Below are 20,737 nucleotides of genomic sequence, written 5' to 3' on the forward strand. Positions count from 1 at the left end.
AAACCGGCAACCGTTAATAGCGGTTCTAGGGTTCAAATCCCTATCCCTCCACCACCATTAGAAAGCCCGCTGAGAAATCAGCGGGCTTTTTTCTTATCTGCGATATACATAAATAAAAGGGGAAGGGCACTGACATGCTCTTCCCTTTTTTGTATTTAAAACAATGACGACTAGTCCGCTAAATATTTCCCTTCTGCAACTTGCCAGAACGCTCGAATTAGAGGGTTATCTAGCTGTGCTCGCTTACAACATACGCCTAACTCAAATGGCTTGATAGGTTCTATCTTTAAGCGGCTAACTTTATCTCTTACTGGACTGTTGTTTATGACCACATCAGGTGCGATGCCAACTCCACATCCTAGTGCCACCATACTTACAATCGCCTCATGGCCAGAAACTTGCGCGTATATGTTGGGTTTTATCTTCATCTTTTTAAACCATGCATTGGCTCGTTCACGCGCTGTTCCTGCTTCTGGGATGATAAAGGGCACTTCATTCCAGTTTGGCTTATCGGATTGCAGTTGTTGGCTAAAGCTACTCACACCAGATGGAATGATGACTGACAGTGGAATATCGCTGATGGTTTCGAATTCTAACCTTGAAGGAAGGATGTCTGGCTTTGCTGAAATCGCGATATCCGCTTCATCGTTTAAGATCTTGTCGATGGATTGAGCTGGATCACCAGTAGAGAGCTTAAATTCAATATACGGATGAATAGCCCTAAATTCGGTTATGAGTTCAGGTAGGTGACTGTAGCTAGCCGTTACTGAACAAAATATACGGATCTCACCTTTAAGTTCTTGCTCTCCGCCCTTCAGGTGAAGGTTATATTGCTGCCACTCTCCCACGATGCTCAATGCTACAGGCAATAGGTGTTTTCCTGCTGGGGTAAGATCAACACTGCGGTTGTCTCTGATTAGCAGTTCTTGTCCTGTTTCCTCTTCAAGCTTTTGTATCTGACGGCTCAGCGCTGAAGGACTGACGTGCATAGCAGCAGCGGTTTTGCTGAAACTCTTGCTGTCGCATAAATGTATAAATAATTGTAGAGATTTTATGTTCATGTTCTGCGATCGTTTCCATGTTGCATTTATTGCAATAACTAATTGTGAATATATCACTTTCAGCAACGGAGTGTCTGTTTTAGTATGAAGTCATTCGATAGAGAGATATCGACCTTACGGACTTATTTTTAAAGGAGTGCCCTAGAATGGCTAACTATTTCAATACATTAAACCTTCGTGAACAACTAGACCAATTAGGTCGTTGCCGCTTTATGGATCGTGAAGAATTCGCGACAGAAGCTGAATACCTTGAAGGTAAGAAAATCGTAATTGTTGGTTGTGGTGCTCAAGGCCTAAACCAAGGTCTAAATATGCGTGATTCTGGTCTAGACGTATCTTACGCTCTACGCCAAGCGGCAATTGATGAAAAGCGTCAATCATTCAAAAATGCTGATGAAAACGGCTTTGTTGTGGGTAGCTACGAAACGCTAATCCCTCAAGCAGACCTAGTAATCAACCTTACTCCTGATAAGCAACACACAAACGTTGTTGAAACAGTAATGCCTCTAATGAAGCAAGGCGCTGCTCTTGGTTACTCTCACGGCTTCAACGTTGTGGAAGAAGGCATGCAATTACGTGCTGACCTTACTGTAGTAATGGTTGCACCTAAGTGTCCTGGCTCTGAAGTTCGCGAAGAGTACAAACGTGGCTTCGGTGTACCAACACTTATCGCTGTTCACCCAGAAAACGACCCTAAAGGCGAAGGTTGGGATATCGCTAAAGCTTGGGCTGCAGGTACTGGTGGTCACCGTGCAGGTTGCCTAGAGTCTTCTTTCGTAGCAGAAGTTAAATCTGACCTGATGGGTGAGCAAACTATCCTTTGTGGCATGCTACAAGCGGGTTCTATCGTATCTTACGAGAAGATGATTGCTGATGGCATCGAACCTGGCTACGCAGGCAAGCTTCTACAATACGGTTGGGAAACGATTACTGAAGCACTTAAGTTTGGTGGCGTAACTCACATGATGGATCGCCTATCTAACCCGGCTAAAGTTAAAGCGTTTGAGCTTTCTGAAGAGCTTAAAGACCTAATGCGTCCGCTTTACAACAAGCACATGGATGACATCATCTCTGGTCACTTCTCTAGCACAATGATGGCTGACTGGGCGAACGATGACGTGAACCTACTAGGCTGGCGTGAAGAGACAGGCGAAACTGCATTCGAAAACTACCCAGCTTCTGACGTAGAAATCTCAGAGCAAGAGTACTTCGACAACGGTATCCTAATGGTTGCTATGGTTCGTGCCGGTGTTGAGCTAGCATTCGAAGCTATGACGGCATCAGGCATCATTGATGAGTCTGCTTACTACGAATCTCTACATGAGCTTCCACTAATCGCAAACACAGTTGCTCGTAAGCGTCTTTACGAAATGAACGTTGTAATCTCTGATACTGCTGAGTACGGTAACTACCTATTCGCTAACGTAGCAACACCGCTACTACGTGAGAAGTTCATGCCTTCAGTAGCAACGGACGTCATCGGCCGTGGTCTAGGTGAGACATCTAACCAAGTTGATAACGCTAAGCTAATTGAAGTAAACGAAGCTATCCGTAACCACCCTGTAGAATACATTGGTGAAGAGCTACGTAGCTACATGAGCGACATGAAGCGTATCGCTGTTGGCGGTTAATCTTCCAGTTCATCACTGAATAAAAATAGCCCTGAACATTTGTTCGGGGTTTTTTTATGCTTGCAACTATTTTACCGGTGAAGGCTTGATAGATTGAGGAAAAAATAAAGGCTTACCCGAAGGTAAGCCTTTATTCGAACTTGAACTGATTGAAAAAAATGACTATTTTTCTGAAAGCTTTGCTTCTAGTTCAGCCAGTTTTTGTTCCATTTCAGTGAGCTTCTGGCGAGTGCGAAGCAGTACTTGTGTTTGAACATCAAACTCTTCACGGCTCACAACGTCTAGCTTGTTGAGTTGGCCTTGGATAACTTGGCGAACTTTTTGGTCTACGTCTGAACCAAGCTCTTTTACTGGTTGAGGCATAGAATCGTGGATCTGCTTAGCAATTTGCTCTAGTTTTTTTGGATCAAACATATCAATTAAAACTCCTGAATATTTATCACTATTCTATTTAATCACATCAAAGATGTCGCCTATGGCGTACAAAAAAAGGCCACCGAAGTAGCCTTTTTATTGTTAATACGACAGGGAAATTACTTATTGTTAGCTAATTCTCTGTGCGCCGCTTTTGCTTCATCAACACGGGCCAGCTTCTCGAGATCTTTATCTTCGAGGAAAACTGGAATTGGTTTATGTTTTTCGGCTAAGTAGCTATAAATAACCGGCAGAACAAACAGCGTAAACAGCGTACCAATCGCCAGACCAGCAACGATAACAATACCGATACTAAAGCGCTGAGCTGCACCTGCACCCGTGGCGTACATCAATGGGATCAGGCCTGCAATCATCGCCGCTGTTGTCATTAGGATTGGACGTAGACGTCCCCTTGCCGCCTCCATAACCGCCTCTTTGCGTGATAATTTATTATGTAGCTGCTCTTCTTTTGCTACCTCACAGATCAAGATACCGTGCTTGGTAATCAGACCAACCAAGGTAATCAGCCCCACTTGCGAGTAGATGTTCATCGTCGCTGCGCCCCAAGCGAGCGCAATCAATGCACCACATATTGCGAGTGGCACCGACACCATGATAACCAATGGATCTTTTAACGACTCAAATTGAATCGCCAGAACCAAGAAGATGATCGCCAGTGCTAAACCGAACGTCACATACAGTGCGCTGCCTTCTGTTACAAACTGACGCGACTCACCCATGTAGTCATGGTTATAGCCTGCAGGTAATTTGGTTTGGGCAATGTTTTCAAACCAGTTTACCGCATCACCCATCGCCGCGCCCGGCATAGGAACCGCACCGACCGTCGCTGAGTTCAACTGGTTGAAGTGAGGAAGAGAGCGAGGCTCTGCCACCACATCAATTGTTACCAAGCTACCGAGAGGAACAGCATCACCATTGCTGGCTCGAACGTAGTAATGATTCATTGACTCTGGGTTTAAGCGGAACTTACGCTCAACCTGAGGGATCACTTCATAAGAACGACCGTTGAGGTCAATACGGTTAACGTAACCATCCGACATCATGGTGCTTAGGGTGACACCGATATCTTGCATCGTTACCCCATAAGCGCCCGCCATATCTTTATCAATTTGAATCTTCATCGTTGCTGAATCGTAGTTCAAATCAAGGTCAGAGTAGACAAAGAGAGGGCTATCTTTCACATCCGTTAAAATATCGGTTGCGATAGCGAATAAGCTCTCAAAGCTGCTTGGTGTGGTAATCACAAACTGGAGTGGTAGACCAGAACCGGCACCCGGCAACTCTGGCATTTGGAACGCGGTTACTGCCATGCCTGGGATATCTTGTAGCAATCCACTGATACGGTTCGTTACCTCAGATTGGCTAGCCGTGCGCTCACTCCATGGCACCATTGAGGCAATACCAAATGCTTGGTTTGAGTTTGGTACACCAGTGAAGGATTGAGCGTATTGGATTTCAGGCTGGGTCACCAAGATACCGCTCACGTCATCCATCGTGTTACTTAGGTAGTCTAGGTTAGCCGTTGATTGACCAGTACCAATCATCATCACCACCCCTTTATCTTCTGCAGGGGCAAGTTCACTTGGGATGAATTTAAACAGCATCGGCAAGCTTAAAAATACAATGACCGCAAAGCCAATGATAACCGGACGATGATCCATGATCGCATGCAGCATCTTAGAGTAACGGCCTGTCATACGATCAAGTACGCTGTGTACCTTCAGTTCAAACTTACTCGGCTGTGCATTTTCTTTTAGCAGCTTTGAACACATCATTGGAGACAGTGTTAAAGCGATGATTCCAGAAACAAATACCGCGCCAGCGAGGGTTAATGCGAACTCTTTAAACAGCGAGCCTGTGATACCACCCATCATTGCGATAGGGGCATAAACCGCGCCCAATGTCAGTGTCATTGCAATAACCGGTACTGCAATTTCACGGGTACCAATGATGGCAGCCCTGAAAGGAGATTCCCCCAATTTGACGTGTCGATCGACGTTTTCCAGTACTACGATTGCATCATCAACCACTAGACCGATTGCTAATACCATCGCCAGTAGCGTCATTAAGTTCCATGAGAAACCCATGACTTGCATCACCATCGCAACACCAACCAGCGATAAAGGGATGGTTACGATAGGAATGATAACCGCACGCAATGAGCCTAAGAATAGCGTGATAACCACTAATACAATCAGCGCGGCTTCAACAATCGTGTGTATAACCTCTTGAATGGATTCATTAATCGCAATGGTTGAGTCATACATGATATTCATGCTGATATTGCTTGGTAGGTTTCGCTCCAACTCAGGATACAGCTGCATAACATCAGCAGCAATGTTGATCGGGTTAGCACTTGGCGCTGCATTGATGGCGGTTACAACCGTTTGTTTGCCATTAGCACTTGCGCGAACCACATCGTGGCTTTTTTCTAGTGAAACCTTAGCAATATCACCTAAGCGAACAATAGAACCGCCATTTTGACTGGTTTTGACCACCAACCTTTCTAATTCATCGGTATTGGTTACTTGGGTATTGGCACTGCCGTTGTACAGCATAAACTCACCAATTGCTTGGCCAGTTGCTGATTGGTAGTTGTTTGCATTAAGCACCGTCATCACGTCAGTGGCTGTCAGGTTTAATGCTGCCATTTTGGAAGGATCAAGCCATACACGTAATGCGTATTTGATCCCGCCGTACAAGTCGACCTTTGATACGCCATTAACGGTAAACAGTTGTGGGTTAACCACTCGCTCAAGGTAGTCGGTAATTTGGCTTGCAGAGAGTTCATCACTCGTAAAACCAATGTAGAGTACCGCCGTTGTTGAACCGGTAGACATAGTTACGGTTGGATCTTCGGCTTCTTTAGGTAGCTGAGAACGAACCGAGTTGGTCTTGGCCAAGATATCCGACAGCGCGGCATTCGGGTCGGTATTGAGCTTCATATTGACCGTAATAGTCGAGCTACCGAGTACGGACTGCGACGTCATATAATCAATATTATCGGCTTGAGCGATCGCTTGTTCTAATGGCTGAGTTATAAAGCCTTGGATCAGATCGGCACTGGCACCGTAATAGCTCGTCGTGACCGTCACGATCGTATTTGTCATGTCTGGGTATTCACGAACCTGCATTTTGAAGATTGCTTGGAAGCCAAGCAATGCGATCAAAAAGCTGATTGAAATAGCCAGAACTGGACGTTTAATAAAAACATCAGTAAAGCGCATGATTCCTCCAATTACAGCATTGGTGTTTCAGCTGGCGGCGTCGTTGCATCACTTTCTACAACTCGAACTTTAGCATTGTTACTTAAACGAACTTGACCCGTTGTCACGACAACATCGCCAGGCTCTACGCCTTCCAGTATGTGAGCAATACTTTCTGTACGTTCACCTACTTTCACCACTTGTTGTTTCACACGCTGCACACCATCTTCTTCACGTAAAATATAAACATTGTCACCGTAAAGTGTGAAAGTGATGGCCGTCTGAGGCAGTGTCACTTGGTTTGCTAGTTTAGGTAGAATGATGTTAGCGCGCGCAAACATACCGCTACGTAACTTACCATCGTTGTTTGGGATATCGGCTTGTACTTGGATAAGACCACTTTGGATGCTAACCGCAGGCTCAATGGCACTAATAGAACCTTTAAACGGTTTTTCTGGGTATGCATCAACGAAGATGTCGATCGCCTGACCAACCTCAATACGAGAGATGTCATTTTGAGAAATAGTGAAGCGTAGGCGCATAACACTGGTGTCTTCTAGGCGAACGATGTCAGTGCCAGATTGTAGGTATTGGCCTAGATACACATTACGAATACCGACAGTGCCGTCAAACGGAGCGCGGATCTCGCGACGGGCAATCGATGCTTTAAGGCTTTCAATATCAGCCGCTAACGATAAGAAATTAGCTTCTGCTTCATCGAAGGCTTCCTTAGAGATAGAGCCTTTCTTGAATAGCCCTTGGTAGCGCTTGTATTTAGCTTCAGCAGCCGGTAAGCGTGCCTCAGAGCTTTTTAGATTGGCTTTCTCTACATCAGAATCAAGGCGGATCAGTTGTTGGTCATTTTTAACCTCAGTACCTGATTCGAAAGAAATTTGATCGATAACACCGCTGGTTTCGTTCGCTAGTGTCACACCTTGGTTAGGTTCGATGAAGCCGATAGCTTCAATCACTGGAACCCAGTCGATCGGCTGAACTTCAGTTACCGTTACTGGAAACTCTGGTTCAGGGCGGTTGGCCATATACTCAGCAATTTTTTGTTGTTTGAACATGTTAAACCCAATAACGCTGCCGAAAAGTAGTACAGCGATGAGTAACATGAAGAAAGTCCACTTTTTCATTATGGTCAAAACTCCGATCTAGTGTTTAATTATTGCGTCCCAACTGGCTTCGATTGCAGATTCTAGTTCTGCCTCATCAAGTTGGTAAAATCCTAAAGAATGCTTGCGTGCTAGAGAAACACTAGCCGCCAAGCTCAATCCACCTAATACTTCATTGTTAAGTGGTTTAAACAATCCTTGTTCTTTCCCCTCATTAAATAGCAGCTCAACTTGGGCAAACATTTTACGTTCTAGTTCCCTGAAGTTTAGGCTATTTGTGATGGGTAGAGAGTCATACTGAACCCGATTTTTTATTGCGGCTAAATTCGTTCCTGCTAAGTTCCATATGTTCAACCACATAGTACGGTAGCGTTGTTTAATTGGATCCGAATCATTAACCCCTTGTTGAACAGCATCAGCTACTCTTTGAGTCACGAGCATTCGAACATCTTCTATCAAATGCTCTTTATCATCGAAGTAGCGATAGATAGTGCCTGCAGCCACTCCCGCTTCTTTGGCTAATTTTTGCATTGAAAGGCCTTGGAAACCGACCTCTGCAATTAGCTTTTCAGCTGCAGAAAGTATTTGCTGGCGTTTATCCCGAGGTGCATGAGTTGTCATATTTCAACCACCAATGAATGAACGTTCATTCATTATAGCCTAATAACCACACACATGTGCAACAAAGTTTTACATAATCAGCGTAAAAATCTTGTATAAGAGAACGTAGCATTCGTGCTGTTGCAGCATTATTATAGGCGCGCAATTGAATTCGCCCCTCTAGACCAAACTGAGAATCAAATGAAACTGAACCCAAGACAAGATGAAGCCGTGAAATATGTTTCGGGCCCCTGCTTAGTATTAGCGGGCGCTGGATCCGGTAAAACACGTGTTATCACCAATAAAATTGCTTATCTGGTTCAGGAATGTGGCTATAAGGCGCGTAATATTGCGGCGGTGACCTTTACTAATAAAGCGGCACGCGAGATGAAAGAGCGTGTTGGGCAAACTCTAGGTAAGGGCGAATCGAAAGGGCTGATTGTTTCGACTTTTCATACCATGGGCTTAACCATCATTCGCCGTGAATACAAAGCGCTGGGTTTGAAAGCGGGTTTCTCTCTGTTTGATGACCAAGACCAGTTAGCTTTGTTAAAAGAGTTAACAGAGAGACAGATCGATGGTGATAAGGATTTGCTACGCGCTTTAATGAGCACCATTTCGAATTGGAAAAATGACATGCTGACGCCAGATCAGGCGAAAGCACGTGCTCAAGGCGAACAAGAGCAGTTGTTTGCATTCTGTTTTGAGATGTACCAGAAACAGATGAAGGCATACAACGCACTCGATTTTGATGATCTGATCGCGATGCCTGTATTACTACTGAAAACCAATCAAGAGGTGCGTGAGCGCTGGCAGTCGCGTATCCGCTATTTACTGGTCGATGAATACCAAGATACCAACACCAGCCAATATGAGTTGGTTCGTTTACTGGTGGGAGAGCGTGGTCGCTTGACGGTAGTAGGTGACGATGACCAATCTATCTATTCATGGCGTGGTGCAAAACCGCAAAACTTGGTGTTGCTGGGTGAGGACTATCCAAATCTTCGCTTGATCAAACTCGAGCAAAACTATCGCTCAACCAGCCGAATATTACGTGCGGCGAACATCTTGATCGCCAACAACCCACACGTTTATGAAAAGTCACTATTCTCAGAGATCCCAGACGGTGAAAAGCTCAAGGTACTGAATGCTAAGAATGAAGAGCATGAAGCAGAGCGTATTACCGGCGAGATCATCGCCCACAAGTTTTTGAACCGTACTGAATACAAAGATTACGCAGTGCTTTACCGTGGTAACCACCAATCACGCTTGATTGAAAAAGCGCTGATGCAGAACCGTGTGCCTTACAAGATCTCTGGCGGTACCTCTTTCTTCGCGAGAGCCGAGATTAAAGACATCATGGCTTACCTGCGTGTGTTGGTGAACCCTGATGATGACAACGCCTTCCTACGTATTGTAAACACACCGCGCCGAGAGATTGGTCCGGTGACGCTTGAGAAGTTAGGCAGCTACGCCAATATGCGTGGCAAGAGCTTGTTTGAAGCCAGCTTTGAGATGGGCTTAGAGCAGACACTGACGGGGCGTGGTTTAGAAAATTTGCGCCGCTTCGGTGACTGGATTGTTCGTATCTCAGACAATGCCGAGCGTGGTAATACGGTTGAAGCCGTTCGTTCTTTGGTTCGTGACATCAACTACGAAGATTGGTTGTACGAAACCTCAGCGAGCCCGAAAGCCGCTGAAATGCGAATGAAGAACGTCTCTGATCTGTATAGCTGGATTGTGGCCGATCTTGAGGGTGACAACTACGATAAAGAAGAGAAAACCCTGCGCGAGGTGGTTCAACGTTTAACGCTGCGCGATATGATGGAGCGTGGTGAGGATGATGACGATGCAGATCAAGTCCAATTAATGACATTGCATGCATCGAAAGGTCTAGAGTTCCCATATGTATTCCTGATGGGTGCAGAAGAGGGCATCTTGCCGCACCAAACCAGTGTCGATGAAGGCAACGTAGAAGAAGAACGTCGTCTTATGTATGTGGGGATTACTCGAGCGCAGAAAGAGCTGACTTTTACTAAGTGTCGTGAACGTCGTCAATATGGTGAATTAATAAAGCCAACACAAAGCCGCTTCCTCGATGAGCTGCCGCACGATGATGTGGAGTGGGAAAGCGTTAAGAAGCCTCAATCCGCTGAAGAAAGAATGGAAAAAGGGCAGGCGCACATTGCGAATATTCGAGCGATGTTCAACAAGAAGTAATGCCCTACTTTAATCGCACTATATAGAAGCCAATAAAAAAGGTGACCATGAGGTCACCTTTTCTGAATCTGGCATTTTTAATTACAGACCGGCAATCATGTGCTCGATAGCATCTTTGATTTCGTCGTCTGAACAATCCATACATGAACCTTTCGCTGGCATCGCATTGAAGCCGTTGATTGCGTGGTCAGCTAGAATGTCGCGACCTTGAGCAATGCGAGGACCCCAGTCACCAGCATCACCTGTTTTAGGTGCGCCACTTACGCCAGATGCGTGACAAGCGATACAAAAGGTACCGTAAACTGCTGCGCCATCACGAGGGCCTGTTGGTTCTGCGGCTACTGGCTCGCTGCCGACTAGGTAAACTTGGCCAACTGGTTTGATGCGTTCAGCAATTGCATCGTGCTCCGCTTCGCTTAGGCCTGCAGCCATTGCGCCAGTTGAAAAGGTTAAAACTGCGATGACAACGCTTAAAATTCGACGAGACATATCCATTAAACTCACTTTACATTCCCAAGGTAAGTACATGCTTACCAATTTATAGTGTTGGAAGGGTGTTTTGGCTTTAACCAGCAAAGAGCAACTGTTAAACCAATGTAAATAATGGGTGATTATATCCCGATAAGTTGTTGCAATAAACAACAACTTATAAGCTGTGGCGGGGTGTAGTACTCAAATAAGGGGTTTATCACATATTAACTGTCGAAAAAGAGACCAAACAGAAAAAAAAGTTAAAAAAGTACTAGACGGCATTGGGTGATATACGTATTATTCCACTCCGCCGACAGGGCATGCGCCTGTAGCTCAGCTGGATAGAGCGTTGGCCTCCGGAGCCAAAGGCCGAAGGTTCGAATCCTTTCAGGCGCGCCATCCGGTCTCTTACTTCGGTAAGTGAGAAATTGGCAAAAAGAAATAATGGTGGCTATAGCTCAGTTGGTAGAGCCCTGGATTGTGATTCCGGTGGTCGCGAGTTCGAATCTCGTTAGCCACCCCATTCTTTCTTTACAAAATATCGGTAGCTTCGGCTTCCAGTGTTGATTCATTATTCCCAAGAGTCGATACAAAACTAGTCGGTGAATAGCGCAGCTTGGTAGCGCATCTGGTTTGGGACCAGAGGGTCGGGGGTTCGAATCCCTCTTCACCGACCACTATTTCAATAATCGCTTTTAAGCGGTTATATAAAAAATTAGTGGTGGCTATAGCTCAGTTGGTAGAGCCCTGGATTGTGATTCCGGTGGTCGCGAGTTCGAATCTCGTTAGCCACCCCATTAATTTTGGTAGCTTCTTTGAAGTTCCCAGTTTGAGAAATCAAACGAAACGTCTCGGTGAATAGCGCAGCTTGGTAGCGCATCTGGTTTGGGACCAGAGGGTCGGGGGTTCGAATCCCTCTTCACCGACCACCTTAAGAAGCCCTAGTCGAAAGACTAGGGCTTTTTTACATCTGAAACTTAGATAACTTGAACAGAGTGGGGTTCGCCTGATGTTCAAAGAATGTCTCTTCACTGATCACTTAAGAAGCCTCAACTAGCCGTCCGCGTCAGAAATGACGGGGCTTCTTACATCTATCTCCCCTTCTTATATAAGACAGATTCCTAACGATCTGCTTGATAATGGTGCTGCTACAGAGTTGCTTTCTTTATCAAATGTACAGTTCTATATCTAATTTTATATAAATGGAGTGCTCAATAATTCGACATATTAATGGGTTTGGTCTAAAGACTTTTATGAAAAGTGAAACCTGACCCTAAATTTGCTCACTAAGGCCTGAATTTGACAGCTTTGTACGCATTTGGTCGTTCAAAAACTCCTCTGATTTATTAGGCCTTTCGTTTGTCTGTTTTGTATTTACCAAAATAATGCAGATGGCTAAATGTATGGCTAATTAACGTTTATCTGGTTGTTTTATTTGTTTAAATTAACAAAATTAGCGTTTGTTTCTATAGTGTTAATTGTTTTTTGGAATAATTATTTGTTTTTAGTGGCTGGTAGTGAGATCTGCTTTGAAGCACGGCTTTAACTCTACAAGTAAGTAGTGGTAGGGAGTTTGTGAGTATTTCTTGCCGATAATATAATGTTGATTTTTCTTACTATATGCTCTTTTGGTGAATAGTTATGTGGCACTTTTGCTTGCTAAGCGTTTAATGTCGACTTTTTATCCTATTTTTGTTGCTTTTCTGTGAATTATTTGCCAAATTGTCAACCGTATAAAATATCAGAACAATATTCTGGTAAGAATGGATTCAATTTTGCAGACAGGGCAGAAAGCTGCCAAAGCAGTAGAGGTCTGGTAATGTCACTTTTAGAAGTAAAAAATCTTCGTATCGAATACCCATCTCGTCATGGAGTTCACGCCGCAGTTAAATCACTTTCGTTCAACATTGAACGTGGTGAGATTGTTGGTGTTGTAGGCGAGTCTGGTGCAGGTAAATCAACAGTAGGTAATGCTGTGATCGATTTGCTGAGCCCTCCTGGCCGCATTGCTAGCGGCGAGGTATTTCTGGATGGCGAAAAAGTCTCTGGTTTATCTCCTGAACAGATGCGTTCTGTTCGCGGCTCAAAGATTGGTTTTATCTTCCAAGACCCAATGACTTCTCTTAACCCTCTATTCACAGTAGAACAGCAGTTAAAAGAGACGATTCATGCCAACATGAAGGTTTCGGATCAAGAAGCCTACCAGCGCTCATTAGACTTGATGAACCAAGTGGGTATCCCACAACCAGAAAACCGTTTAAAGCAGTACCCTCACCAATTCTCTGGCGGTATGCGTCAGCGTGTGGTTATCGCGATCGCATTGGCAGGTGAACCTGACCTAATCATCGCAGATGAACCAACAACAGCACTGGATGTTTCTATCCAAGACCAGATCTTGGGTTTGATTCGCGACCTATGTATTAAGAAGAACGTAGGTTGCATGTTGGTCACGCACGACATGGGCGTGGTATCTAACGTTACCGACCGCGTAGCCGTTATGTATCGTGGTGACTTAGTTGAGTTTGGCCCAACAGCGAAAGTTCTGGGTACTCCTGAGCACCCATATACACACAGTCTTATCTCTGCGGTTCCTCGTTCGGATCGCAAACTCGATCGTTTCCCTCTTGTTAGCTACATCGAAGAAGCACAAGAGATGGAACCATTGGATGTGAAGAACCACTGGTTAGGTCAAAGCCAAGATCACCGTGATTACACTGGCCCTCTGTTGAACGTTGAGAACGTAAACTTACGCTTTACTACCAAAGATTCTTTCTTTGAGAGCCGTCGTGAGTACGTTCAAGCATCAAACAACGTGAGCTTTGAAGTGCATGAAGGTGAGACGTTTGGTTTAGTAGGTGAATCAGGTTCAGGTAAATCAACGATTGCTCGTGTGATTGCTGGCTTGTACGCACCAAACTCAGGCAAGGTAACGTTTGAAGGCGTTGATCTTACTGGTCTGAAATCTGAAAAAGAACGTCGCCCTATGCGTCGTCAAATGCAGATGGTTTTCCAAAACCCTTACACATCAATGAACCCTCGAATGAAGATATTCGACATCATTGCTGAACCTATCCGATTCCATAAGCTTACTCGCAACGAAAATGAAACTCGTCAGATCGTGAACGACCTGCTAGAGCACGTGGGTTTAGGCAAAATGGCTGGGGTGAAGTACCCACACGAATTCTCAGGTGGTCAACGTCAGCGTATTTCTATCGCTCGCGCTTTGGCGACTCGCCCACGTCTTTTGATTTGTGATGAACCAACATCGGCACTGGACGTGTCGGTACAGGCTCAGATTCTTAACCTACTAAAAGACTTACAAGACGAGCTAAACCTAACCATGCTGTTCATCAGTCACGATCTACCGGTTATTCGCCAAATGTGTGACCGTGTTGGTGTGATGCAGATGGGGACATTATTGGAGGTTGCGCCAACGGAGCAGCTGTTCCAATCACCTCAGCATGAATACAGCAAACAACTGATTTCTTTAATGCCTGAATTTACAGGCTTAAGAGAAGAAAAAGCAGTGGCACAAGCCGCGGTATAAAAATCAGCAGGCTGGAGTTTAGCTTGCTAACAACAATAAACAGACGCAAATACAACAACTAGGGATCTGGATTCCCGCATGAAGGAGTTATGCAATGAAAACCATGAAAAGCAAATTAGCAGTAGCTTTAATGGCAGCTGGCCTAAGCTTTAGTGCAGCAGCAGCAGATATTACCGTTGGCTACGCAGCTGACCCAGTATCACTTGACCCGCACGAGCAGCTGTCTGGTGGCACACTGCAAATGTCTCACATGGTGTTTGACCCTCTAGTACGTTTCACTCAAGAGATGGATTTTGAAGGCCGCCTAGCATCTAGCTGGGAGCGTGTTGATGAAACGACTTTCCGCTTCAACCTACGTAAAGGTGTGAAATTCCACTCTGGTAACGAACTGACTGCTGATGATGTTGTGTGGACTTTTGAACGTCTACAAGCTTCTCCAGACTTTAAGTCTATCTTCACGCCATACGAAAAAATGGTAAAAGTGGATGACTACACAGTTGAGCTAGTATCAAAAGCGGCTTACCCACTAGTACTACAAACAGCAACTTACATCTTCCCAATGGACAGCAAGTTCTACTCTGGCCAAACAGCGGAAGGTAAAGACAAGTCTGAGCTAGTTAAGCACGGTAACTCGTTTGCTTCGACTAACGTTTCAGGTACTGGTCCATTTATCGTAACGCAGCGTGAGCAAGGCGTTAAAGTAACGTTCGAGCGTTTCAACGATTACTGGGACACAGAAACTGAAGGCAACGTAGACAAGCTAACACTTGTGCCAATCAAAGAAGACGCGACACGTGTTGCAGCACTTCTTTCTGGCGACGTTGATATGATTCACCCAGTAGCACCAAACGATCACAAGCGTGTTAAAAACGCTAAGAACATCGATCTAGTGACGCTACCTGGTACTCGTATCATCACGTTCCAAATGAACCAAAACAGCAACGAAGCACTTAAAGATGTTCGCGTTCGTCAGGCGATTGTTCACGCAATCAACAACGAAGGTATCGTTAAGAAGATCATGAAAGGCTTCGCAACAGCAGCTGGTCAGCAAAGCCCAACAGGCTACGCGGGTCACAACGAAGACCTAGTTCCTCGTTACGATCTGAAAAAAGCGAAAGAGCTGATGAAAGAAGCGGGCTACGAAGATGGCTTTACGCTAACTATGATGGCTCCAAACAACCGTTACGTGAACGATGCGAAAGTAGCGCAAGCGTCTGCGGCAATGCTGTCTAAGATTGGTATCAAAGTTGATCTTAAAACTATGCCTAAAGCACAGTACTGGCCTGAGTTTGACCTATGTTCAGCAGACATGATGATGATCGGCTGGCACTCAGATACAGAAGATTCAGCTAACTTCAACGAGTTCCTAACTATGACTCGTAACGAAGAGACTGGCCGTGGTCAATACAACTGTTCTGGCTACTCAAACCCAGAAATGGATGCGATCGTAGAAGCTTCTAACACTGAAACTGACCCAGTTAAGCGTGCTGAAATGCTGAAAGGCGTTGAAGCAACACTTTACAACGACGCAGCATTCGTACCGCTACACTGGCAAAGTGAAGCGTGGGGCGCGAAGTCTAACGTAGGTGCAGCAGACGTAGTAAACCCAATGGTTATGCCTTACTTCGGCGACCTAGTTGTAAAATAATCTAGCTTGCTAGAATCGAGAGCCTGAAGCTTTTCAGGCTCTCAAATTATTAAGAAATAGATTTAAGTTTCGGTATTTGGTCTTCCTTCAGTCTGGCTAAATACCTTTTTTAAGACTGAATTTTGTTATCTAGTCGCGGATTTCGATTAGATAGTCATGGATAGATAAGGGGCAAGGAATGGTTACGTTTCTGGTCAAGCGCCTGTTTCAGGCACTGATAGTGATGTTTGTGATCAGTTTGGTGGCGTTTGCCATTCAGGATAACCTGGGCGACCCGTTGCGTGAGTTAGTCGGTCAATCTGTTTCAGAATCGGAGCGTCAAGCGCTGCGTGATGAACTCGGCTTAAATGATCCCTTCATTACAAAATACACTCGCTTTGTGGGCGCTGCTCTACAAGGTGATCTTGGTACTTCATATTTCTTTAAACGCCCTGCTGTGGACGTAATCTTAGATAAACTCGTAGCAACGCTTGAGCTTGTGTTCGGCGCTTCTCTGATCATTGTTTGTCTGTCGATTCCACTTGGCGTTTATTCTGCAATACACCCAAAAAGCTTCTTCACTAAACTGGTGATGGCGGGCAGTAGTATCGGCATTTCTGTGCCTGTTTTCTTAACCGCAATCATGTTGATGTATGTATTCTCTATTGAGTTAGGTTGGCTGCCGTCGTTTGGACGTGGTGAGACCGCAAACTGGTTTGGCTGGGAGTCTGGTTTCTTAACGATAGATGGCCTTGCACACTTAGTGCTGCCGAGTATTGCTCTAGCATCTATCATGCTGCCTCTGTTCATTCGTCTAGTACGCTCTGAAATGCTAGAGGTTCTTAGCTCTGAATATATCAAGTTTGGTAAAGCAAAAGGTCTAGCGCTGAACAAGATTTACTACCAACACGCTTTGAAAAACACAATGCTGCCAGTACTAACGGTAGGCGGTGTTCAAATCGGTACTATGGTGGCTTACACCATTCTTACTGAAACTGTATTTCAGTGGCCGGGTACCGGCTTCCTATTCCTTGAAGCGATTAACCGAGTGGATACACCACTGATTACCGCATACGTTATCTTCGTTGGCCTGATCTTCGTAGTAACTAACACCATTGTTGACTTGCTATACGGCATCATTAACCCAACAGTGAACATCACAGGGAAAGGAGCATAATCATGGAACAAACAACAACAGCTCCATCTCGTTGGGAGCGATTCAAGCAGTCAGACATTCTGTACTACTTCTTACGTGACAAAGTGGCAATGGTGAGCTTCGCTATCTTTGCAGCTTTCCTTGTTATGGCATTAGCGGCACCGATTCTAGCGCCAACAGACCCGTATGACGTGACGTCTATCGACATCATGGATTCTGAGTTGCCACCATCTTGGATGGAAGACGGCGAAGAACGCTTCCTACTGGGTACTGATGAGCAGGGTCGTGATATCTTATCTACGATGCTTTACGGCTCGCGTCTGTCATTGACGATCGGTTTCCTAGCGGTAGGTCTTCAGCTGACTCTCGGTATCATCATTGGCCTGTCTGCAGGTTACTTCGGTGGTCGTATTGATAGCTTCTTGATGCGTTTTGCCGATGTTCAGCTTTCGTTCTCAACCATGATGGTTGCGATCATTGTCTCGGCCATCTTTAAGGCGAGTTTCGGTAGTGACTTCTACGCGCAATATGCGGTTGTTATGCTGGTGGTGATCATCGGTATTGCTGAATGGCCGCAGTATGCTCGTACGATTCGTGCATCGGTATTGGCAGAGAAGAAGAAAGAGTACGTAGAAGCGGCACGTGTGATGGGCTTTAGAGCGCCTCGCATCATGTTCCGCCATATTCTGCCTAACTGTTTATCACCGATTTTGGTTATCTCTACGGTACAGGTGGCAAATGCCATCATGTCAGAAGCGGCACTTTCTTTCCTCGGTTTAGGTCTTCCGGTAGACCAACCGTCACTCGGTGCCCTGATCAGTACTGGTTTTAACTACATTTTCTCAGGAGCATGGTGGATCACAGCATTCCCAGGTGTGCTTTTGGTAACATTGGTTCTCGTTATTAACCTATTAGGCGACTGGTTACGTGACGTGTTTAACCCGAAAATTTATAAAGGGTGATAGCCCGGTTTGATTTTTAGTAAAAAAAGTCACTAAATTAAGAGCCGTAAGCAATTACGGCTCTTTTTTTGCTTAATGGATCTGGAACTTAGTATTATTGACAGTGTCAATAATAGTTAAAATGGAATTCATGTTTTATCGACATAGATTCGGTAATAATTAGCCCGCAAGGGTTTAAGTGGTGGTTATGAAATTGACAATGAATGCTGTATGTCGTGCTGTGACGAGAAATTATCGTATGGGACTTATCGCTGCATCTCTTTTGGTATCGAGCCAAGTGAATGCAGAGTCGGTTCTATGTGATGCAACTCAGGCAAGCACCAACCAATTACCACAGCTAGAGCAATCATGTCCGATCGGTAAGGGCGTGTGGGGCAGTAAAGCACCAAAACGTCATTCAGATAACGAACTGTTTTGGGTTCAATGTGGTCTGCTGAACAAGCCTTTGTCACTGAGCCGAGCAAAGCCTCTGTATGAGAAGATCTCGACCAACGTTTGGATGAAGCCGGAAGGCGGAGACTACCGTTGCTTAATCGGACCTTATTCTACCTTCTCTGATGCGAGAAAAGACCTAGCTCAGGTGCGTAAGGTTTCTGGTTACGGTGAAGCCTTTATTCGTATGGTCGATAAGTCGAAAACCTCATCACAGCCTATTGTGGCAAAACCAGCAGAGCCAAAAGCGGTGACGCACAAGGCTCCTGCAAAAGTAGAAGCTAAGCCTGCACCGAAACCTGTGGCTACTAAGCAAGTGGCGGCGGTAGCGAGCGCTGCAGCAATTCAGACGCTACCAAGCGGTAACGCGAATTCAGACAACGATTTGGAAATCGAAATCCGTGTGACAGCCAATGTTGCGGGTAGCCAATATGCGATTCCTTACCTTCTAGACCATCAGCAGCAGTTCTATATGGAACAAGGCAAGCCTTGGAGCCGTCTAGATTACGATAGCGCTGAATTGGTGTGTAATCAGGTCAACATGAAGCTGATGACTGAAAAGCAATGGCAGAGCATCTTGAGCTCAAAGGTTATGGAAAAACAGAACTGGCCAATGCATCTCCCTTATTGGGGCGCAGATAAGAAAGGTCTGTTTACCAACGGTAACGTCAACCAGTTGAAAGGTTCTTCATTGCTTAATGTGATGTGCGTTAAGTAACGACGACCGTTACCAAACCAAATAAGCCTCAGCCATTGCTGGGGCTTTGTTGTTTATACGCCTCTCTTTTTCAACATCGGTTCGACTTTTAGACACTCGTTCTTCAAGACGAATTTGATTAAAAATCGTTAAAAATTGTTCAAATAGTACGGTTGATGCGTAGAAAACCATAACTCAAGCAATAAGGTGATTGAGATTATGAGTTTAAAAAAACGATTAGAAGACGTGGCTCCACGCTTTGAAGCCGGTGGTAAGTACGAAAAGCTCTACCCAGTGTATGAAGCTTTCGCGACAATATTCTATACACCCGGAAACGTAAACCGCGGCATAACCCATGTTCGTGACAGCATTGACCTAAAGCGCATTATGATTTTGGTGTGGTTGGCGACCTTCCCGGCAATGTTCTGGGGAATGTATAACGTCGGATACCAAAGCGTTCTCGCACTCACATCCAGTTATCAATTAAATGAACTTGCCTCGGTTATCGAGAGTAGCTGGCGTCTGTCGTGGGCATTTGGTGATGCGCAGTCATTGATGGCAAGTGGCTGGGCAAGTCAGATGTTGCTTGGTGCACTCTATTTCCTACCCGTTTATGCCACGGTGTTTGTAGTAGGTGGCGTCTGGGAGGTACTGTTTGCTGTCGTTCGTAAGCACGAAGTTAATGAAGGTTTTTTTGTTAGCTCTGTGCTGTTTGCACTCATCCTCCCGCCAACCATCCCGCTTTGGCAAGCCGCGTTAGGTATCACCTTTGGTATTGTTGTCGCCAAAGAGTTATTCGGCGGCACAGGGCGAAATTTCCTTAACCCAGCCCTTGCAGGACGCGCGTTCCTTTACTTTGCCTATCCCGCCAACATGTCCGGTGGGTTGGTATGGGTTGCTGCTGACGGCTATTCAGGCGCGACACCGCTGAGCCAATGGTATGAGGGGGGCAGCCCGTCACTAATCAATAATATGACTGGCGAGGCGATCACCTGGATGGATGCCTTTATCGGTAATATTCCAGGTTCGATGGGTGAGGTGTCGTCACTGCTTATCATGCTGACGGGGTTGATTTTGATTGTGATGAAGATAGCGTCTTGGCGCATTGTCGCCGGTGTGATTGTCGGCCTTGTCGTGACGTCGAGTTTACTGAACTGGATAGGGTCGGATACTAACTCGATGTTTTCGATGCCGTTTTACTGGCACTTTGTGTTGGGTGGTGTTGCCTTTGGTACCTTCTTCATGGCAACAGACCCTGTATCTGCCGCGTTTACCAATCAGAGTAAATGGGCCTATGGGATTTTGATCGGCGTGATGACGGTCGGTATTCGAGTGCTTAATCCAGCCTACCCAGAGGGCATTATGCTGGCTATCTTGTTCGCCAACCTGTTCGCTCCGCTATTCGACTTTGTAGTGAAAGAGCAGAACATTAAACGAAGACTTAAACGGACATCGCGCTAATCTAGGTGATTAAAAGTGAAAGTGACTCCCATAAGAAAGGCTTGCATTGATGCAAGCCTTTCAATTTGTGCGCCGAGCATGGCGTTGATCTAGGAGGTGAAAGTCCTCTACGG

At 45.4% G+C, this 20,737-nt stretch carries 14 protein-coding genes and 5 tRNA genes; 13 read left to right on the top strand and 6 right to left on the bottom strand.

Annotated elements, in window-relative coordinates; genetic code table 11:
- Positions 1-170 precede the first annotated feature (170 nt).
- Complete coding sequence (gene ilvY, locus AB6D58_RS22745; RefSeq protein WP_017061966.1) at positions 171-1,061, bottom strand: HTH-type transcriptional activator IlvY; 891 nt, start codon at positions 1,059-1,061, stop codon at positions 171-173.
- Between the two features lie 146 nt (positions 1,062-1,207).
- On the opposite strand from ilvY, the gene ilvC reads away from it, so the two are divergent.
- Positions 1,208-2,692, top strand: coding sequence for a ketol-acid reductoisomerase (gene ilvC / locus AB6D58_RS22750; protein WP_017061965.1), 1,485 nt, complete (start codon positions 1,208-1,210; stop codon positions 2,690-2,692).
- Positions 2,693-2,854: 162 nt separating this feature from the next.
- On the opposite strand, the gene ubiK is transcribed toward ilvC, so the two are convergent.
- The 4 genes from ubiK to AB6D58_RS22770 all read right to left on the bottom strand — a co-directional run bounded on the left by ubiK (position 2,855) and on the right by AB6D58_RS22770 (position 8,072).
- Positions 2,855-3,106 (bottom strand): ubiquinone biosynthesis accessory factor UbiK, encoded by a 252-nt coding sequence (ubiK, locus tag AB6D58_RS22755; RefSeq protein ID WP_372158624.1) that lies wholly within the window; start codon positions 3,104-3,106, stop codon positions 2,855-2,857.
- A gap of 119 nt (positions 3,107-3,225) precedes the next feature.
- Positions 3,226-6,354 (bottom strand): multidrug efflux RND transporter permease subunit, encoded by a 3,129-nt coding sequence (locus AB6D58_RS22760; RefSeq protein WP_372158627.1) that lies wholly within the window; start codon positions 6,352-6,354, stop codon positions 3,226-3,228.
- Positions 6,355-6,365: 11 nt separating this feature from the next.
- Positions 6,366-7,472 (bottom strand): efflux RND transporter periplasmic adaptor subunit, encoded by a 1,107-nt coding sequence (locus AB6D58_RS22765; protein ID WP_017069625.1) that lies wholly within the window; start codon positions 7,470-7,472, stop codon positions 6,366-6,368.
- An 18-nt stretch (positions 7,473-7,490) separates the two neighbouring features.
- Positions 7,491-8,072 carry a TetR/AcrR family transcriptional regulator gene (locus AB6D58_RS22770; RefSeq protein WP_017061961.1) on the bottom strand — a complete coding sequence of 194 codons (582 nt, stop codon included), beginning with the start codon at positions 8,070-8,072 and terminating at the stop codon, positions 7,491-7,493.
- A 180-nt stretch (positions 8,073-8,252) separates the two neighbouring features.
- Between AB6D58_RS22770 and rep the strand changes: the two genes are divergently transcribed.
- A complete protein-coding gene (gene rep / locus AB6D58_RS22775) occupies positions 8,253-10,271 on the top strand; it encodes a DNA helicase Rep (protein WP_017061960.1) in 2,019 nt (672 codons plus the stop codon).
- A gap of 81 nt (positions 10,272-10,352) precedes the next feature.
- Here the strand turns inward: rep and AB6D58_RS22780 are convergent, their stop codons facing one another.
- Complete coding sequence (locus AB6D58_RS22780) at positions 10,353-10,766, bottom strand: cytochrome c5 family protein (RefSeq protein ID WP_017063036.1); 414 nt, start codon at positions 10,764-10,766, stop codon at positions 10,353-10,355.
- Positions 10,767-11,064: 298 nt separating this feature from the next.
- Between AB6D58_RS22780 and AB6D58_RS22785 the strand changes: the two genes are divergently transcribed.
- The 11 genes from AB6D58_RS22785 (at position 11,065) to AB6D58_RS22835 (ending at position 20,624) form a co-directional block, all read left to right on the top strand.
- Positions 11,065-11,141: transfer RNA gene (locus tag AB6D58_RS22785), tRNA-Arg, on the top strand.
- A 48-nt stretch (positions 11,142-11,189) separates the two neighbouring features.
- Positions 11,190-11,265: transfer RNA gene (locus tag AB6D58_RS22790), tRNA-His, on the top strand.
- Between the two features lie 77 nt (positions 11,266-11,342).
- Positions 11,343-11,419 (top strand) — tRNA-Pro (locus tag AB6D58_RS22795).
- A gap of 44 nt (positions 11,420-11,463) precedes the next feature.
- A tRNA-His gene (locus AB6D58_RS22800) sits at positions 11,464-11,539 on the top strand.
- A gap of 55 nt (positions 11,540-11,594) precedes the next feature.
- Positions 11,595-11,671, top strand: a tRNA-Pro gene (locus AB6D58_RS22805).
- 890 nt (positions 11,672-12,561) lie between these two features.
- The gene (locus AB6D58_RS22810) at positions 12,562-14,289 is read left to right on the top strand and encodes an ABC transporter ATP-binding protein (RefSeq protein WP_017060132.1); all 1,728 of its coding nucleotides are present in this window, start codon (positions 12,562-12,564) and stop codon (positions 14,287-14,289) included.
- A 94-nt stretch (positions 14,290-14,383) separates the two neighbouring features.
- Entirely contained in the window at positions 14,384-15,937 is a 1,554-nt protein-coding gene (locus tag AB6D58_RS22815) for an ABC transporter substrate-binding protein (protein ID WP_017060133.1), read from the top strand.
- Positions 15,938-16,115: 178 nt separating this feature from the next.
- Positions 16,116-17,093: an ABC transporter permease gene (locus tag AB6D58_RS22820; RefSeq protein ID WP_008218600.1), complete on the top strand. Its 978-nt coding sequence runs from the start codon at positions 16,116-16,118 to the stop codon at positions 17,091-17,093.
- Positions 17,094-17,095: 2 nt separating this feature from the next.
- The gene (locus AB6D58_RS22825; protein ID WP_017060135.1) at positions 17,096-18,034 is read left to right on the top strand and encodes an ABC transporter permease; all 939 of its coding nucleotides are present in this window, start codon (positions 17,096-17,098) and stop codon (positions 18,032-18,034) included.
- Between the two features lie 187 nt (positions 18,035-18,221).
- The gene (locus AB6D58_RS22830; protein WP_372158629.1) at positions 18,222-19,184 is read left to right on the top strand and encodes an SPOR domain-containing protein; all 963 of its coding nucleotides are present in this window, start codon (positions 18,222-18,224) and stop codon (positions 19,182-19,184) included.
- A 198-nt stretch (positions 19,185-19,382) separates the two neighbouring features.
- Entirely contained in the window at positions 19,383-20,624 is a 1,242-nt protein-coding gene (locus tag AB6D58_RS22835; RefSeq protein WP_372158632.1) for an NADH:ubiquinone reductase (Na(+)-transporting) subunit B, read from the top strand.
- Positions 20,625-20,737: the final 113 nt, after the last annotated feature.

Origin of the sequence: Vibrio sp. 10N.239.312.D08 (assembly GCF_041466145.1) — a bacterium.
Classification (GTDB): Bacteria; Pseudomonadota; Gammaproteobacteria; order Enterobacterales; family Vibrionaceae; genus Vibrio; species Vibrio crassostreae_C.

What these genes read in the sequence shown, in the direction of transcription:
- ilvC (WP_017061965.1), top strand. Translation starts at nt 1,208, where the DNA reads ATGGCTAACTATTTCAATACATTAAACCTTCGTGAACAACTAGACCAA.
- AB6D58_RS22830 (WP_372158629.1), top strand. Translation starts at nt 18,222, where the DNA reads ATGAAATTGACAATGAATGCTGTATGTCGTGCTGTGACGAGAAATTAT.
- AB6D58_RS22760 (WP_372158627.1), bottom strand. Translation starts at nt 6,354, where the DNA reads ATGCGCTTTACTGATGTTTTTATTAAACGTCCAGTTCTGGCTATTTCA.
- AB6D58_RS22810 (WP_017060132.1), top strand. Translation starts at nt 12,562, where the DNA reads ATGTCACTTTTAGAAGTAAAAAATCTTCGTATCGAATACCCATCTCGT.
- rep (WP_017061960.1), top strand. Translation starts at nt 8,253, where the DNA reads ATGAAACTGAACCCAAGACAAGATGAAGCCGTGAAATATGTTTCGGGC.
- AB6D58_RS22835 (WP_372158632.1), top strand. Translation starts at nt 19,383, where the DNA reads ATGAGTTTAAAAAAACGATTAGAAGACGTGGCTCCACGCTTTGAAGCC.
- AB6D58_RS22815 (WP_017060133.1), top strand. Translation starts at nt 14,384, where the DNA reads ATGAAAACCATGAAAAGCAAATTAGCAGTAGCTTTAATGGCAGCTGGC.
- AB6D58_RS22825 (WP_017060135.1), top strand. Translation starts at nt 17,096, where the DNA reads ATGGAACAAACAACAACAGCTCCATCTCGTTGGGAGCGATTCAAGCAG.
- AB6D58_RS22770 (WP_017061961.1), bottom strand. Translation starts at nt 8,072, where the DNA reads ATGACAACTCATGCACCTCGGGATAAACGCCAGCAAATACTTTCTGCA.
- AB6D58_RS22765 (WP_017069625.1), bottom strand. Translation starts at nt 7,472, where the DNA reads ATGAAAAAGTGGACTTTCTTCATGTTACTCATCGCTGTACTACTTTTC.
- AB6D58_RS22780 (WP_017063036.1), bottom strand. Translation starts at nt 10,766, where the DNA reads ATGGATATGTCTCGTCGAATTTTAAGCGTTGTCATCGCAGTTTTAACC.
- AB6D58_RS22820 (WP_008218600.1), top strand. Translation starts at nt 16,116, where the DNA reads ATGGTTACGTTTCTGGTCAAGCGCCTGTTTCAGGCACTGATAGTGATG.
- ilvY (WP_017061966.1), bottom strand. Translation starts at nt 1,061, where the DNA reads ATGAACATAAAATCTCTACAATTATTTATACATTTATGCGACAGCAAG.
- ubiK (WP_372158624.1), bottom strand. Translation starts at nt 3,106, where the DNA reads ATGTTTGATCCAAAAAAACTAGAGCAAATTGCTAAGCAGATCCACGAT.